The organism is Paenibacillus sp. FSL R7-0297, from assembly GCF_038009025.1.
Taxonomy (GTDB): Bacteria; Bacillota; Bacilli; order Paenibacillales; family Paenibacillaceae; genus Paenibacillus_AQ.
Map to the genome: position 1 here is coordinate 4,115,560 of NZ_JBBPAQ010000001.1, position 16,146 is coordinate 4,131,705.

Sequence of the window (16,146 nt, forward strand, 5' to 3'; positions counted from 1 at the left end):
TCCGTCTGGTTTGTGCTATGATTTGAGATATGGTATTTTCTGAGAAAGAAGGGGCTCTTTATGATTACTTTTAAGAAAATTCTGCAGATCATTGGTCTTAGTGTTCTTGTAACGGGCGTTGTTCATCCCCCCGCTATGGAAGCAGCAGCTACTAGTACAGCACAGACCGCGAACTTACCGGCTATCCGTATCTATTTGAACAACTCGCAGATCACCTCTTCAGCAGGAGGAGCCACCCTAATGAATGGAACGGTGATGCTCTCGCTGGACATGCTATATGTCAGGGGGGCAACGGTCAGTTACGATGAACATTCGAAATTGATCACCATCGGGAATCTATTCACGAAGGGCAGCATGAAGATCGGGAGCCGCATTGCAATGGTGAACGGGAAGCAAATCACTTATTCCGCAGCCTTCCAGCAGGTGAATAAGCAGCTCTACATCCCACTGCGGTTCGTGAATGATGCCATTGGCGGCTCGCTGAAATGGAATGAGGACAGCCGGGAGGCGCTCATCAGTTATCCTGAATTTGTCGGTGACGGCCAGACCAGTAAAGACGCGTATTTCTTAAACGGGGTGAACGGCACTTTATATAAGCGGGATGCAGCAGGAGTGGTTCACTCTATGGGCGCCTCTGCAGCCAAGCTTGAACCTTATTATATTGCGGGTACACGGCTGACATCGGTGAAGATTTCAAAAGATGCGGATTTGGTGACGATTCAGAATTCGAGCGGTGAACCTTCGGTCAACCTTACGGTATTCAACCTTTTTGTCAAAAATGGGGCCATCCTGCGCCAATCCACTGCCCATTACTGGCAGTTCTCCCCTCTGGAGCTGAAGTCATATGGCGGTAACGCCGTTATGAACGATGGCCACACGGTCCGGCTGATTGCGCCGGATGCTTCCGTCCTGCAAGCCTGGAACGTATCGAAGCTGGCAGGTACGCCGGATCAAACCTACGCCATTGAAGCCATAGGTGAGAATTATCTGGTTGCCCGCTCCTCACAAGAAGGCTTCCTGACGTTAATTGATACCGGAGCTAACCGGGCAATCCTCCTCTACAAGGAATTCGGAATTGATCCGTTGGATATGACGGGATTTAAATACGATGGGATTGAGTTCGCAGGGAGTAATGATGATAAATCAGAATTGCGGTTCAAGTTTACAGGCAGTAAGAAGGAAAGTAAGACTTTTATGTACCGGTTGGGTGGGTTGTAATTGGGTTGGTCCATGGTTTGTTGAATGTACAAAAGTAAGAAACTTCTCCTTTGATTTGAAATGGTTAGGTTGTACTTCCATTTTACACAGGAGCGGTTTCTTTTTTTGTGCTTTTAAAAGATTGAAGATTCGCTTTCCGCTTAAACAGTCCGTTCGCGCAGCGTCCGCTCAAGTGCACACGTTAATCTTACCCTTTAACCTCCCGGTGATATTTAATTTTAACTAAATAAAATTTATATTGAAATATTATTTCAGTGATGTTATTCTTCACTTAGAGAGCGATTTCATAAACAGAAAAGGATGATGAGGAAATCATGTTAGAGCATTTGACAACAGAGACCCGCAATAAGAAAACAATGAACCTGGATGAATTAACTCCTCTTGAACTTCTGGAAGTGATGAATGAAGAAGATCACAAGGTCGCAAAGGCGGTTAAACAGGAAATTCCGCAAATTGCCAAAGCAGTAGAGGTGATTACAATGGCGATCAAACAAGGCGGACGCTTAATTTACATGGGGGCTGGAACAAGCGGGCGTATCGGCTTACTGGATGCTGTTGAATGTCCGCCAACCTTTGGAACAACACCAGAGGAGGTCATCGGGTTAATTGCCGGAGGAGAGAGGGCGTTCATCAAGGCGGTCGAAGGTGCAGAGGATAACGAACAATTAGGGGTGCAGGATCTACAGGATATCAAGCTGTCCGCCAAAGATGTAGTCGTTGGAATTGCTGCCAGCGGACGCACACCCTATGTTATCGGCGGATTAGAATATGCCAATTCTATAGGAACACCCACTGTAGCTGTGAGCTGCAACAAGGATTCAGCAATTGGTAAAATTGCCGGGATTGCAATTGAAGTCGTAAATGGGCCGGAAGTGTTAACCGGGTCAACACGTTTGAAAGCCGGCAGTTCGCAAAAGTTAATCTGCAACATGCTGTCAACAGCTTCGATGATCGGTACGGGAAAAGTGTATGGAAATTTAATGGTGGATGTACAGTTAACCAATGAAAAGCTTGTAGAACGTGCCAAACGGATTGTTATGGATGCGACAGATTGCGACGCTGAAACGGCGGAGAGTGTTCTGCAGCAGGCAGATCATAAACCGAAAATTGCCATTGTGATGATTCTTGCGGGGCTAACTAAAGAAGAAGCTGTGCAACGGCTGGAAGAATCACAAGGCTTCGTCCGTCAGGCGATTCAATAATAAGGTAAGAAGAAAGGGGCACAAGCATGAGTAAATATCATGATTTAGCGGTCAAAATACTAGGGGCTATCGGTGGCCGTGCGAATGTATCCTCTTATACCCATTGCATGACCCGTCTTCGAGTAACGGTTGTGGACCGCAGCCGGATCGCCGAAGCGGATTTGAAGCAAATCGACGGGGTTCTGGGTGTGGTGGATGATGAAACGTATCAAGTCATTCTCGGGCCAGGAGTTGTGACCAAGGTAGCTGAAGAATTCGGTAAAGTGTTGGAAAACAGCGGGCCTGAGGGCGATCCTTCAACTTCGGCTGAACAATTACAGGCTAAAGGCGCACATATGAAAGCGCAGCTTAAAAAGAAGAATGATACTCCGTTCAAAAACTTTTTACGGAAGATCGGAAATATTTTCATACCGCTTATCCCTGCGTTCGTTGGAGCCGGATTAATTGCAGGAATTGGCTCGATTCTAGCTAACAATATTACAGCAGGCAACTTAGACACTGCAACCTGGCAGCAGTATGTAACAATTTTAAATGTGATTAAAAACGCAATTTTCAGTTACCTGGTGATTTATGTCGGTATTAATGCCGCTAAAGAATTTGGAGCTACTCCTGCTCTCGGGGGAGTGATCGGCGGGGTAACGCTCTTAACAGGGGTTACAGCGGACCTGCCCATCTTTAATATATTTACGGGTGCGCCTTTAACGGCAGGACAAGGAGGAGTTATCGGCGTCCTCATCGCCGTATGGATTTTATCAATCGTCGAGAAATATTTGCGAAAAGTGATTCCTGATGCGGTTGATATTATCGTTACACCAACAATCGCCTTGCTGGTCGTGGGGCTGATTACTATATTTTTCATTATGCCATTCGCCGGATTTATTTCCAGTAATTTAATCGGAGCGATTAACTGGACGTTAGAAGTTGGCGGTGCATTCTCGGGATTTGTTCTAGGAGCAGCGTTCCTTCCGCTTGTTATGTTAGGACTGCATCAGGTATTGACGCCGATTCACATTGAGATGATCAATGATTCAGGGATGACACTGTTGCTTCCGATGCTGGCTATGGCTGGTGCGGGTCAGGTCGGGGCTTCAATTGCCTTATGGATTCGCTGCAAGAAGAATAAATCATTAACGAACATGATTAAAGGTGCGCTTCCGGTAGGTATTCTAGGAATCGGCGAGCCCTTAATTTACGGGGTTACCTTACCGCTGGGCCGGCCGTTCATTACAGCTTGTATTGGCGGTGGGATTGGTGGTGCGGTCATTGGTTTATTCGGCAACGTTGGAGCGATTGCCATTGGTCCTTCCGGAGTTGCGTTAATTCCCTTGATTGCGGGTGGATTATGGCTGAAATACGTATTAGGCTTAATTGCAGCTTACGCTGGCGGATTCATCGCCACTTATCTCTTCGGTACACCCAAAGAGGCTATGGCAGAACAGGATTAAGCGACCCTGAAATATTGAGGTGATTCCATTGCTCGGAATTTCGATTTTTGTGGCGGACCGCTCGTTAGAAGACAACGTTAGGTATATGGAAGAAATGAAGGCTGCAGGCTGTACGGAGATATTCACCTCTCTTCATATGCCGGAAGATGATATCGGACAATTGAAGGAGAAATTGCTGGAGATCGCAAACGCTGCCCGGCGGTTAGGAATGGACCTGATGGCGGATATTTCCGGAAAAGCATTGGAGAAATTTTCATTTCCCTTTCTAATGGAAGCTGGTGTTACAGGTTTGCGGATGGATTTTGGTTTTAGCGCCGTTGAAATTGCAGCCTACTCACACAAAATGAAAATCGCCTTAAATGCCAGTACCTTAACCCCGGAATTCCTGGCTGCCTTACAAGAGCATCACATTTGTCTAGACAATATTGAAGCCTGGCATAATTATTATCCCCGCCCGGAGACAGGTCTGGATAAAGAAGCATTTATAGCGAAGAACAGATGGCTGCAAGCGGAAGGTATTACGACGATGGCCTTTATTCCGGGAGACGGGCTGAAGAGAAAACCGTTATTTCAAAGCTTGCCTACCTTAGAGAAGCACAGGAATCAATCTTCTTTTCTAGCTTATCTGGAATTAGAGAAAGATTGTGCGGTGGACAAAATTTTCGTTGGCGATTTAACCCTATCAGAAGGGTCTCAGGTTCAATTTCAGCAGTATGAAGAAGGGATTATTTCTTTGCGGGTAATCCAAGAATTGCCTTATGCCCTATGGGATAAGGTCCACCTGAACCGCCTGGACGCTGCCCGTGATGTAGTTCGCTCAGAAACTGCCCGGACAGATCAGGAACGTTTTGTAATGACCCGAAGTATTGCGCCTATGCATACGTACAAGCGGCCTAGAGGAACGGTTACCGTCGATAATTATTTGTACGGCCGCTATGAACATGAGCTGCAGATCACATTAAGAGATCTGCCAGCACATGAAGCTGTTAATGTGATTGGTCATGTGATAGAAGAGGACCTTCCTCTTTTGGACTACGTCAGACAAGGCGGAAGGCGCTTTAGCTTCACAGCTGCTACTTAATGATTACTCCCCTCTATTTTGTTACAATAAGGAGAATAGACTGAGGAGAGGAGCTTAGAACTTGGCAGCAGGAAGTATGATTTCCCAAATTGAACTGGTATTGAATGAACTTCCGGAATCAGAAAAAAAAGTAGCGGAGTTCATTCTTGCCAATGCTAAAGAAGTGATGCATATGACCATACATGAGCTAGCATTCAAAGCGGAGGCAAGCAGTGCGGCGGTTGTCCGTTTTTGCCGGTCACTGGGCATCGAGGGCTTCCCCGCTCTGAAGATCCGTTTATCCGCTGAAGTAGAGAACACGAATTATGTGGGCTACTTTGATGTTGAATCCAATGAAACAGTGCATTCTATCATTGATAAAATGTTGTCCAATACCATATTGACCTTTCAGAACACGGCCAGTCAACTGGATGCGCAATCGATCGGGCAGGCCGTGAGCCTGTTACAGCAGGCAGAGGTTATTTATGTTTATGGGATAGGCGCCTCTTTTATCATTGCAGAGGATGCAGCACAGAAATGGCTTCGGCTCGGCAAAAATGTATATGCTATTTCAGACCGTCATTTATTGGCCGCAGCCATGGCTACGAAATCAGAAAACGCCGTCTTCTGGGGAATTTCGTATAGCGGTGAGACGAGAGAGGTCATTCAATTAACAAAACGGGCCAAGGAGCAGGGGATCAAAACGATTAGCCTTACCCGTCCCGGAAATAACAAGCTTGCCCAGCTCGCGGATGTTTCTCTATTTACATCACGTGCACCGGAAGCCAAGCTTCGCAGTGCAGCAACAAGCTCGAGATTTGCCCAATTATTTGTACTCGATATTGTCTTTAGCGTATATGCCTCTGCCCAGCATGATTTAACTGTGGAACAGCTGGCGAAGACAAGGCAGATGATTGAAGTTTTGTATGATTAATGTTGAACCTCTCTATAGAAACTCCTGCGAATCGGATTAGCTGCACCGGCGGCCGGAAATAGTTGGATTTTCTCTGGTATAATATACAGTTCCGGCTGTTTCTGTTTAAACATTGCATATAAAAGAGGGCATCCAATCGGTAAACTCCGTATGGATGCCCTCTTTACTCTGAGCAGATAAGAATCAATAGGTTTCGCGCAATCCATTATCGTTATCTTTCCTGCTGAAACGGTCACATGGATTGGATAAGACAGAAATTATGTAGGATTTGAGCATTGTTCTTTCTAGATTTACAAATCCTGATAAACAATATTTATAAGTTCGATTTTCAAGGTTTGGATGGCTTCTTCCCGTGGCAGCATGATGAATTTGGATAAATATTCGATGTCTACCGAGAACAGGCTAAGAATATCCTCCATGGATGCTTTATCTCCGCTCTTCGCTTTTTTTACTGTCTCGACGAATGGATGAGATTTTCCTTCAAAATTTCCAGTCCCTTGCGCTTCCATTTGCTAACCCCCTGTTGAGTCATATGTAATTCGCCTGCAACCTCTTGCTCTGCCATCCCGTCTATTACCGTTTTTTTGATAATGTACCTGCATTTTTCCCAGGGGATCATTTCCAACAGCTCGTCGACGAATAACTCTGAAATTACCAGACTCTCAAAGCTGTTGTCATAAAGCTGATTCTCATAGAGCGGATTACTTTCCCGTATCAGTTGAATGCGAGTCTTATATTGGATTCTCCATGCTGAGCGTTTTAACAATTTTCTGCAGGTTTCAACTAGCTCGTCATCACAGGTAATCATGAATTTACCTCCCCATGTTCAGTTATACACTTTATAGACGGGTTCAGCAGAACCTGTTCCCCCAGGCCGGTTTTCACCATTCGCTGATCCTCTTATATAACAAGTAAAATATTCCATAGATTCCACAACTGACAAAAACATAAATTTACATGATTACTATTTTTCTGTCTAAAGTTGTAAAAATAATCTCTCCAATACCATGTATTTTGAGAAAAAGGGAGGCTTGTTTGTCGAAATTACATTTTTGGAGGCGCTGGCGATGAAGGATTATTTTACACCGGAGATTATCAATTCCATGCTTACTGTGCTGATTGTTCCGCTGTTTGGCCTGATGGCAAAAGCAATAATTGCTTATATCAAGCGTGAAATGGTCCGGCTGGAGCAAAAAATCGGGAGCGAGGCTGTAAACGGTCTGCTGGAGCGGGCGGCGGATGCCGTTGAATCCGCTGTAATTGCTGTGAATCAAACGTTCGTTGAGACGCTGAAGCAGCAAGGTGCTTTTGATGCTGCCGCGATGGAGAAATCTTTCCTTCTGGCAAAAGAGAAGGCGATTGTCATCTTGGGGGAGGCCGCCAAAGAGGAGCTGGGCCTTGTCATCGGAGACCTTGAAGCATGGATCGAAACGAAAATAGAAGTTTATGTGAACCGCAATAAACAGTTGTGAAATCCTGCCCGCAGTTCCCTTTGATTAGTAAAGGAGGGGCCAAGCTTCGCCATGATTAATACGCTTATCAAATAAAAAGTTAGGGGATGCATGATGAAACATTCAAAGAGGAAAATGAAGCATGTGCAGCAAGGACGGTTAGGCATTATCAGTAAATGGCTGTGTCTCTCACTCCTGATTCTGATGCTGGCGCCCGGCGCCGTATTCGGCTCAGCGAAAATGTTCCCGGACGGCTCTTCGGATCAGAGCGCGGGCAAAGCTTTTGCGGCAGTGTATGATGCTCCGCCTACCGTAGAGCCGATTCAGAATAGATTAACAGTCAAAGAATCGGTCTACAATTCCGTATATGATTCGGTGTATGGGCTAGACCCTACTCTTGGAGTCATATTGCATCACGGTGCGTATCAGCTGAGTCTGCTTGCGGCCAGCGATGTACAGGGAACGATGGCCCCGGTGTCACCGCTGCTGCAGCAGATCAAGCTGTCACAGGCCTCGGGTGTTATTCCAGGGGGACGCGGATTTATGCTTCCGCAGGTCGTGGCTGTCAAGGATCTGGCGGGCAATCCGCTGGCAGGTGTTCCGGTTACATTTACCGTTTCGGAGGACAGCACGATCACCGCGGTAATGCGCGGGCTTAACAGCACTGGGATCACGGTTTTCTCGGATGCAAACGGATATGCCACTGCTGCTAACAACTACACAGGTTATGCAGGAGAAGGCTACCAGGTCTATTCTAAGAGTACCGGTGTCATTAAGACACTGGAGGTGAAAGCTACAGTCCCGGGTCTGCAGCCGGTTACCTTCAAGGTGGAGATCGGTTCCGTAGGCTCCAACCTGATCGACACCACTCCGCCTACGATTAAGGCCACAGCGAAGGTTGATGGTGGAACTCCGTACATTGCCGGAACCTGGACCAGTCATTCGGTGACGGTTCATTACACGGCGGAAGATACCTTATCCGGCATCAAATCACTGACCTCCGATCAGAGCTTCACAGCTGAGGGAGTCGGCATGACGGCAACGGGGAAGGCTGTTGACAGTGTCGCAACCAGTGATGAGGATAAGAACCATTATTCCATCGCGACCTTTGGGCCCATTAACATTGACAAAAGCGCTCCGGTTACAGCGATAACCGTGACGGGTGCCGAAGCCGGCAGCTGGAATCACGGGAAGGCAACGCTGCATTTTGCCGCAGAGGATCAATATTCCGGTGTGGACTCTATCTATTATAAGCTGGGTGAGAATGATGCCGTGAAAACTGCGGGTACAAGTGCCGGGCTTGAGATCGACGAGGAAGGAACAACTGCAGTCAGTTACTGGGCTGTGGATAAGACCGGGAATGCGGAAGCCGCCCGGACAGTGACCGTGAAAATTGACAAGAGCGGCCCGCTCATTGCCAGCATTCTAAGCCCGAAAGCGAATGATAAGGGCTGGAACAGTACGGATGTCACAGTCTCGCTCACCGCTTCAGATGCCAACTCGGGTGTTAAGGAGATCCATTATACACTGGGAGCAGACGGGGAAGAGAAGACTGTATCAGGAACAACCGCTTCGTTCGCCGTTCAGACGGAAGGAATTACACCTCTTACATTCTGGGCAGTGGATCAGGCAGGTAACAGTACACCTGTGCAGACAACGGAAGTGAAAATAGATAAAACCATTCCGGTAATCACCGTTCCGGCAGATATTACTATTGAGGCCAAGGCAGTACGTACTCCTGTCGATATTGGCCAAGCTTCCGTGCAGGATATTTCGGTCTCCGATGTTCTCCTGACGAACGATGCCCCGACCGATTATCCAATCGGAACGACAACTGTAAAGTGGACGGCTGTGGACCCGGTAGGGAATACTTCTTCACAGGTACAGAAGATCACCGTAAAGGATACAACGAAACCTGTGCTCACTGTGCAGGGAGATATCGTAGTGGAAGCTACGGCTGTACAAACACCGTTTGTTGTTGGTGGAGCCTCGGCCGTTGATATCTTTCCGGTCATTGTGGTGAATGATGCGCCGAAGGAATTCCCTATAGGTCCAACTACGGTCACATGGACCGCGACAGATGCGAACAGCAACGTGATCACAGCTACACAGAAGGTAACAGTAGTCGATCGGATCAAGCCGGTGCTGACTGTGCCTGCCGGCATTACGAAAGAAGCTGTGGGCCGAAGAACAGCGGTAGCTGTTGGCACAGCAACCGCTACGGATATTTTCAAGGTAAGTATTACGAATAATGCGCCTGAAGACTATCCGGTAGGAACCACTAAGGTCAGCTGGGTGGCGAAAGATGAGAATGGCAATACCTCTACAGCAGATCAGACTATCGTGATTACCGATACAACCAAGCCTGAGCTGACGATTCCGAAGGATATTACAGTGGAAGCAGCAGCCAAACGGACGAAGGTAGCTACCGGACAAGTCGAAGCCACTGATCTGTTCGATGTGCTTTTAACGAATGATGCTCCGGCTGACTATCCGGTAGGCACAACCCTGGTAACCTGGACAGCCAGAGACGAGCATGGAAATGTCTCGGAACAGGTGCAGAAGATCACGGTTACAGACAAGACAGCGCCACACCTGACAGTGCCCGGGGATATTACAGCAGAAGCCGCTGCCATTAAGACACCGGTAGAGCTGGGGCAGGCGACGGCTACAGATATTTTCAAGGTTACGGTTACGAACAATGCACCAGACAGCTTTATCTTTGGGACCACGGTAGTTACCTGGACAGCTACCGATGAGAACGGCAACAGCACCAAGCTAACACAGACGGTAAAAATTGTAGATACAACGAAGCCGCTTGTCACGCTGCCAGGCAATAAAACGGCAGAAGCGACCGGAGAAAGAACGAAGGTGGACATCGGCCAGCCGGTGGTAACAGAAATATTCCCGGTGACAATCGCGAAGGATGCTCCGGCAGATTTCCCGCTTGGCACGACCAAGGTGACCTGGACCATAACGGATGAACATGGCAATGCAACTATAGGTACGCAAGAGATCAAGATCGTGGATACTACCAAGCCAGTCCTTACTGTACCAGAGAATATTACAGTAGAGGCGACAGCGGTCAGATCCATAGTTGATCTGGGCCAGCCCGTTGTCTTCGATCTATTCAAGACCACTGTCATTAACGATGCGCCGGATGATTTCCCTGTCGGCACAACCAGAGTGACTTGGATGGCTAGTGATCCAAGCGGTAATGTGGCGATTGGGACACAGGATGTGACGGTAGTGGATACGACCGCTCCTGAACTCCAGATCCCTGCAGATGTAGGAGTCGAGGCTACAGCAGTTAAAACTCCGGTAGTGATTGGAGAGGCAACAGCTACGGATATTTTTCCGGTTACAGTAACCAGCAATGCTCCCGAGGTCTATTCAGTGGGAACGACTGAAGTCATCTGGACCGCTAAGGATGCCAACGGTTTAGTAACTACAGGCAAGCAAAAAGTGACGGTAGCCGATACAACACTGCCAGTGCTGACAGTCCCTGAGGATATCAGCATCGAGGCTACAGCAGTTAGTACCCCTGTCAATATTGGCAAGGCTACGGCAACGGATCTGTTCCCGGTAACGGTTGTCAGTAATGGTCCTTCCAGTTATCCGCTAGGCAAAACAATTGTGACCTGGAAGGCGACCGATGCGAACGGGAACTTCAGTACCGGGACGCAAAGTATTACCGTTGTGGACAATACCGCACCGGTAATAGCTGCAACGCCGGATATTACAATTGAAGCCACCGGACGTACAACTCCGGTTCAGCTCGGGGTGCCGGCAGCCACAGATATTTTCGGAGTCGCCTCAGTGACCAGCGATGCTCCGGCTTCATTCCCTCTGGGAGTGAAAGAGGTGACCTGGACGGCCAAGGACAAGAATGGCAATGTGTCCAACCGCAAGCAAAAGGTTACAGTAGTGGATACCACAAAGCCGGTGCTTAGTATTCCGGAGGATGTAACCGTAGAAGCTGCAGCGCTACACACACCGGTCGAAATTGGGACGGCAACAGCCACAGATTTATTCGAGGTTACGGTCAAGAGCGATGCCCCGGAGGCTTATCCGTTAGGTATCACAAAAGTGAACTGGACGGCCATAGATGAGAATGGCAATATCTCCACTGGGGTACAGATCATCACAGTGGTAGATACCACGAAACCAGTGCTCACTATGCCGGAAGATCTGACGGTGGAAGCCACCGCAGTGCAGACGCCTGTGGAGATCGGACTGGCGTCAGCAACGGATATTTATCCAGTTACGCTTACCAACAACGCCCCGGATGCCTATCCGCTCGGTGAAACGAAGGTCATCTGGACTGCTACCGATGCGAACGGCAATGTATCTGCTAAGGTGCAGACCATTACGGTTGTGGATACGACCCGCCCGCAGCTGAACGTGCCGGAAGATAGGATCGTAGAAGCTACAGCGGTGAAGACACCTGTGGGGATCGGGCAAGCAACCGCAACAGATATTTTCAAAGTTACGCTTGTAAACAACGCCCCGGATGCTTATCCGCTGGGCATAACTGAGATCACCTGGACTGCTACCGATGCGAACGGCAATGTATCTACCAAGGTACAGAAGATTAAGGTCGTAGATACGACCAGGCCGCAGCTGAACGTACCGGAAGACATGAGCGTAGAAGCTACAGCGGTTGAGACACTAGTGGAGATTGGACAAGCAACCGCAACAGATATTTTCAAAGTTACGGTTGAGAGCAATGCTCCGGCAACTTATCCGCTAGGTACTACGGAGGTTACCTGGACGGCAACAGATGAGAGCGGCAACGTGACTGCCTTTGTTCAAAAGATTACGGTAGTGGATACCACGAAGCCGACGCTTATTGTTCCTAAGGATCAGACTGTTGAGGCAACCGCAGTTCGGACCCCTATTGAAATAGGGCAAGCTGCGGCGGAGGATATCTTCCCTGTGACGGTTACATCGGATGCTCCTGACGACTATCCGCTGGGAACGACGACAGTCAACTGGAAGGCCAAGGACGTAAATGGCAACGAAATTATAGTATTACAGCGAATTACCGTTGAGGATACGACTCAACCGGTGCTGAAGTTCAAAGGATCTCTGCATCTGACCAAGGAAGCAACCGCGCTGGCAACCCCGGTAGAGCTGGAAGTGCCAGAGGTGGTCGAGCTGTTCCCGGTTACGCTAACCACGGATGCTCCCGGTTTTGGTGAACAAGGTCCAATTACATCAGAGGATAGTATAACTGCGGAGTTCCCTCTTGGAATAACAAAGGTAACCTGGACAGCCAAGGATCACAGCGGGAATGCCATGATCGGCATTGTAACGGTGACCATAACGGATACGGTCAAGCCCGTGCTCAAGCTTCCGGCAGATATTACGTTAGAAGCAACGGCAGTGAAGACGCCGGTACAGATTGGGGAAGCTACAGCCACAGATATCTATGATGTGACCGTTACCAGCAACGCACCTGAGGATTATGCGCTGGGTACAACGGAGATTATATGGACGGCAAAGGATGCGAACGGCAATGTAAGCACAGGCGTGCAGAAGATTACTGTGGTGGACACGACGAAGCCGGTGCTGAAGCTGCCGGAAGATAAGACGGTGGAAGCAACCGCGCTGAGAACTCCGGTAGATACCGGTATAGCTACAGCTACGGATATTTTCGGGGTGACCGTGACCAGCAATGCTCCGGCGGATTATGAGCTGGGCACGACGGAAGTCACCTGGATCACAACGGATCCAAACGGCAATAGTACAACAAGCGTGCAGAAGATTACGGTGAAGGATACGACGAAGCCGGTGCTGAAGCTGCCGGCAGACAAGACGGTGGAAGCAGCCGCGCTGAAAACTCCGGTGGACATCGGGTTGGCAACGGCTACAGATATTTACGGGGTTACCGTGACCAGCAATGCTCCGGCGGATTATGCGCTGGGCACATCCGAAGTGATCTGGACGGCAACGGATGAGAACGGCAACAGTATCACTGGCGTGCAAAAGATTACGGTAGTAGATACCACGAAGCCGGTGCTGAAGCTGCCAGCAGACAAGACGGTGGAAGCAGCCGCACTGAAAACTCCGGTGGACATCGGGTTGGCAACGGCTACAGATATTTACGGGGTGACCGTGACCAGCAATGCTCCGGCGGATTATGAGCTGGGCATGACCGAAGTGATCTGGACCGCAACGGATGAGAACGGCAACAGTACGACAGGCGTGCAGAAGATTACGGTGGTGGATACCACGAAGCCGGTGCTGAAGCTGCCAGTAGACAAGACGGTGGAAGCAGCCGCGCTGAAAACTCCGGTGGATATCGGCTTGGCAACAGGCACGGATATTTACGGGGTGACGGTGACCAGCAACGCTCCGGCGGATTATGCGCTGGGCATGACCGAAGTTATTTGGACGGCAACGGATGCCAATGGCAACGTGACTACAGATGTGCAGAAGATCACGGTGCAGGATACCACGAAGCCTGTGCTAGGGCTGCCGGAGGATAAAGTCGCCGAAGCCACTGCGCTAAAAACTCCGGTAGACATCGGCCTGGCGACGGGCACGGATATTTACGGGGTGACGGTGACCAGCAACGCTCCGGCGGATTATGCGCTGGGCATGACAGAAGTGAAATGGACGGCAACGGATGCCAATGGTAACGTGACTACAGGCGTGCAGAAGATCACGGTGAAGGATACCACGAAGCCGGTTCTAAAGCTTCCGGCAGATAAGACGGTGGAAGCGACTGCGCTGAAAACTCCGGTAGACATCGGATTGGCAACGGCCACGGATATATTCGGGGTGACGGTGACCAGCAATGCTCCGGCGGATTATGCGCTGGGCATGACAGAAGTGAAATGGACGGCAACGGATGCCAATGGTAACGTGACTACAGGCGTGCAGAAGATCACGGTGAAGGATACCACGAAGCCGGTGCTGAAAGCACCAGCAGATATTGCTGTTCCAGCTCTCGGCACCAAAACTCCTGTAAACCTGGGCCAAGCGACAGCGACCGATATCTTCGGATTTACGCTGAAGAATGATGCTCCGGCAGACGGCTTCCCGTTCGGGAAAACAGCGGTCACTTGGACGGCCACGGATGTGAACGGCAATGTATCAACGGCGGTGCAATATGTAACCGTAACTCAGGTATTTAAGGTTCAATCGTATAACGCCAGCAGAAGCAGCGTATCGAATACGATTTTTCCGAGAATAACCTTTGAGAACACAAGCAGCAGCACCATTCAGCTCTCGAGCATCAAGCTTAGATACTACTACACGATAGATGGCGAGAAGTCCCAGAGCTTCTATACCGATTACTCCAGGGTATCGGGTAGTTCCGGCAGCAGAACCATTCAGTCCTATATTACAGGGAGCTTTCAAAAGACCGCTAGCAAAACCGGCAGTGATTATTACTTGGAAATCGGATTCTCCAGCAGTGCCGGAAGTCTGAAGCCGGGTGAAGAAGTGGAAATCCAATGCAGGTTCTGGAAAACCAATTATTCGAACTATACCCAGACGAATGACTATTCCTTCAATGCATCGGCAACAGGTTATACCGATACCAACAAAATTACGGCCTACTCCTCCGGCAATCTGATTGCAGGCATGGAACCGTAAGCTGGCAAGTGCAGCATTGCACGGCTTCCAGGCTGCCGCCGAAACACTGGCTGCAGCTTGGAGTTTATATTTTATTATCGAGAGATCAACCAGCTCCATTCCGGGGGTACTATATGCCAGACGACATGAATGAAATACTTCAACGGTTGACCCGCGTAGAAACAAAGCTCGACATCATGAACAGCGCAAGGGATATTGCACTGGAGGCTATGCAGAGCAGCAAATCAGCACATTTGCGAGTGGATGAGATGCGGGATGAACTGTCCAGATTGAAGCTCAGGCAAGGGGAGAGCCAGCGCTGGCTGGTGGGAACCCTGATCAGCAGTGTGGGGATGTGTATTGCCGCAGCTGGCCTCTTGATAAAAATATTAATCGGGTAGCAGAAGCAGCAGCGGATAATTGACAGGAAGAGGGAGGGGACATGAATGGCCAAAGGATTTGATTGTGCGGCTCCGCTGACGAAGAAGTTGGCGAAGCAGTTCCGGGATGACGGTTATGTGTTCGCCTGCCGTTACCTCGTGCCCTTAGGCTGGAAAAGGCTTACGAGGACAGAGGCGGCGGCCATCAGCGCTGCCGGACTGCAGATCGTCTCTGTGTTTGAAACGACTGCCAGCCGTGCGCTGGGCGGACGCACCGCCGGTCTGACTGACGGGGTGATTGCCGAACAGACGGCGTTAGCGGTTGGGCAGCCTGCTGGAAGCCGGATCTACTTCGCTGTAGATTTCGACGCATCTACCAAGCAGATGGATACGGTAATCCAATATATCAAGGCAGCGGGTGAGGCTGCCCGGAATTACCGCTCAGGTGTCTATGGAAGCGTGGCTGTTATTGAGGCTGCAATGGCAGCCAAGGCCTGCACCGGCTTCTGGCAGACCTACGCCTGGAGCAAAGGCCGGAAGGCAGAGGGGATTCACATTTATCAGTACGACAACGGCCCCAGAGGGCTGGGTCAGCCGGTCCACGGAGTGAATGTGGATCTGGATCTGTCCAGTGGAGATGTGGGCTGGTGGAACACACTCCCTGCGGCTGCTCTACAGCCGGGCAATACAAACGGAGAGGAAAATGACTATATGCTGAACAAAGAGGATGCTAACAAGATCATCGCGTTCATTCAAGCTGCCTATATGGCCGCGGGCAGTGCGGAGTCCAGAAAAGAATTTCACCGTCTGGCCAACGAACTGCGCCAGGCTTCGGGACAAGCGGCAGATTCAAATATTCAATAATCAGC

At 49.5% G+C, this 16,146-nt stretch carries 10 protein-coding genes; 9 read left to right on the forward strand and 1 reads right to left on the reverse strand.

Annotation, left to right across the window (positions count from 1 at the left end; translation table 11 throughout):
- The first annotated feature begins 60 nt into the window (after positions 1 to 60).
- From MKZ24_RS18050 to MKZ24_RS18070, 5 genes are all read left to right on the forward strand, one after another.
- Positions 61 to 1,218, forward strand: a complete 1,158-nt coding sequence (locus MKZ24_RS18050) for a copper amine oxidase N-terminal domain-containing protein (protein WP_042237289.1) — start codon at positions 61 to 63, stop codon at positions 1,216 to 1,218.
- 314 nt (positions 1,219 to 1,532) lie between these two features.
- Complete coding sequence (gene murQ / locus MKZ24_RS18055; RefSeq protein ID WP_042237287.1) at positions 1,533 to 2,420, forward strand: N-acetylmuramic acid 6-phosphate etherase; 888 nt, start codon at positions 1,533 to 1,535, stop codon at positions 2,418 to 2,420.
- Positions 2,421 to 2,446: 26 nt separating this feature from the next.
- Positions 2,447 to 3,865 carry a PTS transporter subunit EIIC gene (locus MKZ24_RS18060; protein WP_340785125.1) on the forward strand — a complete coding sequence of 473 codons (1,419 nt, stop codon included), beginning with the start codon at positions 2,447 to 2,449 and terminating at the stop codon, positions 3,863 to 3,865.
- A 19-nt stretch (positions 3,866 to 3,884) separates the two neighbouring features.
- Positions 3,885 to 4,946, forward strand: a complete 1,062-nt coding sequence (locus MKZ24_RS18065) for a DUF871 domain-containing protein (RefSeq protein ID WP_340785128.1) — start codon at positions 3,885 to 3,887, stop codon at positions 4,944 to 4,946.
- 61 nt (positions 4,947 to 5,007) lie between these two features.
- Positions 5,008 to 5,859 carry a MurR/RpiR family transcriptional regulator gene (locus MKZ24_RS18070; RefSeq protein ID WP_340785130.1) on the forward strand — a complete coding sequence of 284 codons (852 nt, stop codon included), beginning with the start codon at positions 5,008 to 5,010 and terminating at the stop codon, positions 5,857 to 5,859.
- Positions 5,860 to 6,149: 290 nt separating this feature from the next.
- Here MKZ24_RS18070 and MKZ24_RS18075 read toward each other — a convergent pair whose 3' ends face one another.
- On the reverse strand, positions 6,150 to 6,368 hold the full coding sequence (locus tag MKZ24_RS18075; RefSeq protein WP_042237280.1) for a helix-turn-helix domain-containing protein: 219 nt from the start codon (positions 6,366 to 6,368) through the stop codon (positions 6,150 to 6,152).
- Between the two features lie 558 nt (positions 6,369 to 6,926).
- On the opposite strand from MKZ24_RS18075, the gene MKZ24_RS18080 reads away from it, so the two are divergent.
- The 4 genes from MKZ24_RS18080 (at position 6,927) to MKZ24_RS18095 (ending at position 16,141) form a co-directional block, all read left to right on the forward strand.
- Positions 6,927 to 7,331: a hypothetical protein gene (locus MKZ24_RS18080; RefSeq protein ID WP_052416525.1), complete on the forward strand. Its 405-nt coding sequence runs from the start codon at positions 6,927 to 6,929 to the stop codon at positions 7,329 to 7,331.
- Between the two features lie 90 nt (positions 7,332 to 7,421).
- Entirely contained in the window at positions 7,422 to 14,918 is a 7,497-nt protein-coding gene (locus MKZ24_RS18085) for an HYR domain-containing protein (protein ID WP_340785133.1), read from the forward strand.
- 113 nt (positions 14,919 to 15,031) lie between these two features.
- Complete coding sequence (locus MKZ24_RS18090) at positions 15,032 to 15,298, forward strand: hypothetical protein (protein WP_340785135.1); 267 nt, start codon at positions 15,032 to 15,034, stop codon at positions 15,296 to 15,298.
- 45 nt (positions 15,299 to 15,343) lie between these two features.
- Positions 15,344 to 16,141 carry a DUF1906 domain-containing protein gene (locus MKZ24_RS18095; protein WP_340785137.1) on the forward strand — a complete coding sequence of 266 codons (798 nt, stop codon included), beginning with the start codon at positions 15,344 to 15,346 and terminating at the stop codon, positions 16,139 to 16,141.
- The last annotated feature ends 5 nt before the right edge of the window (positions 16,142 to 16,146 follow it).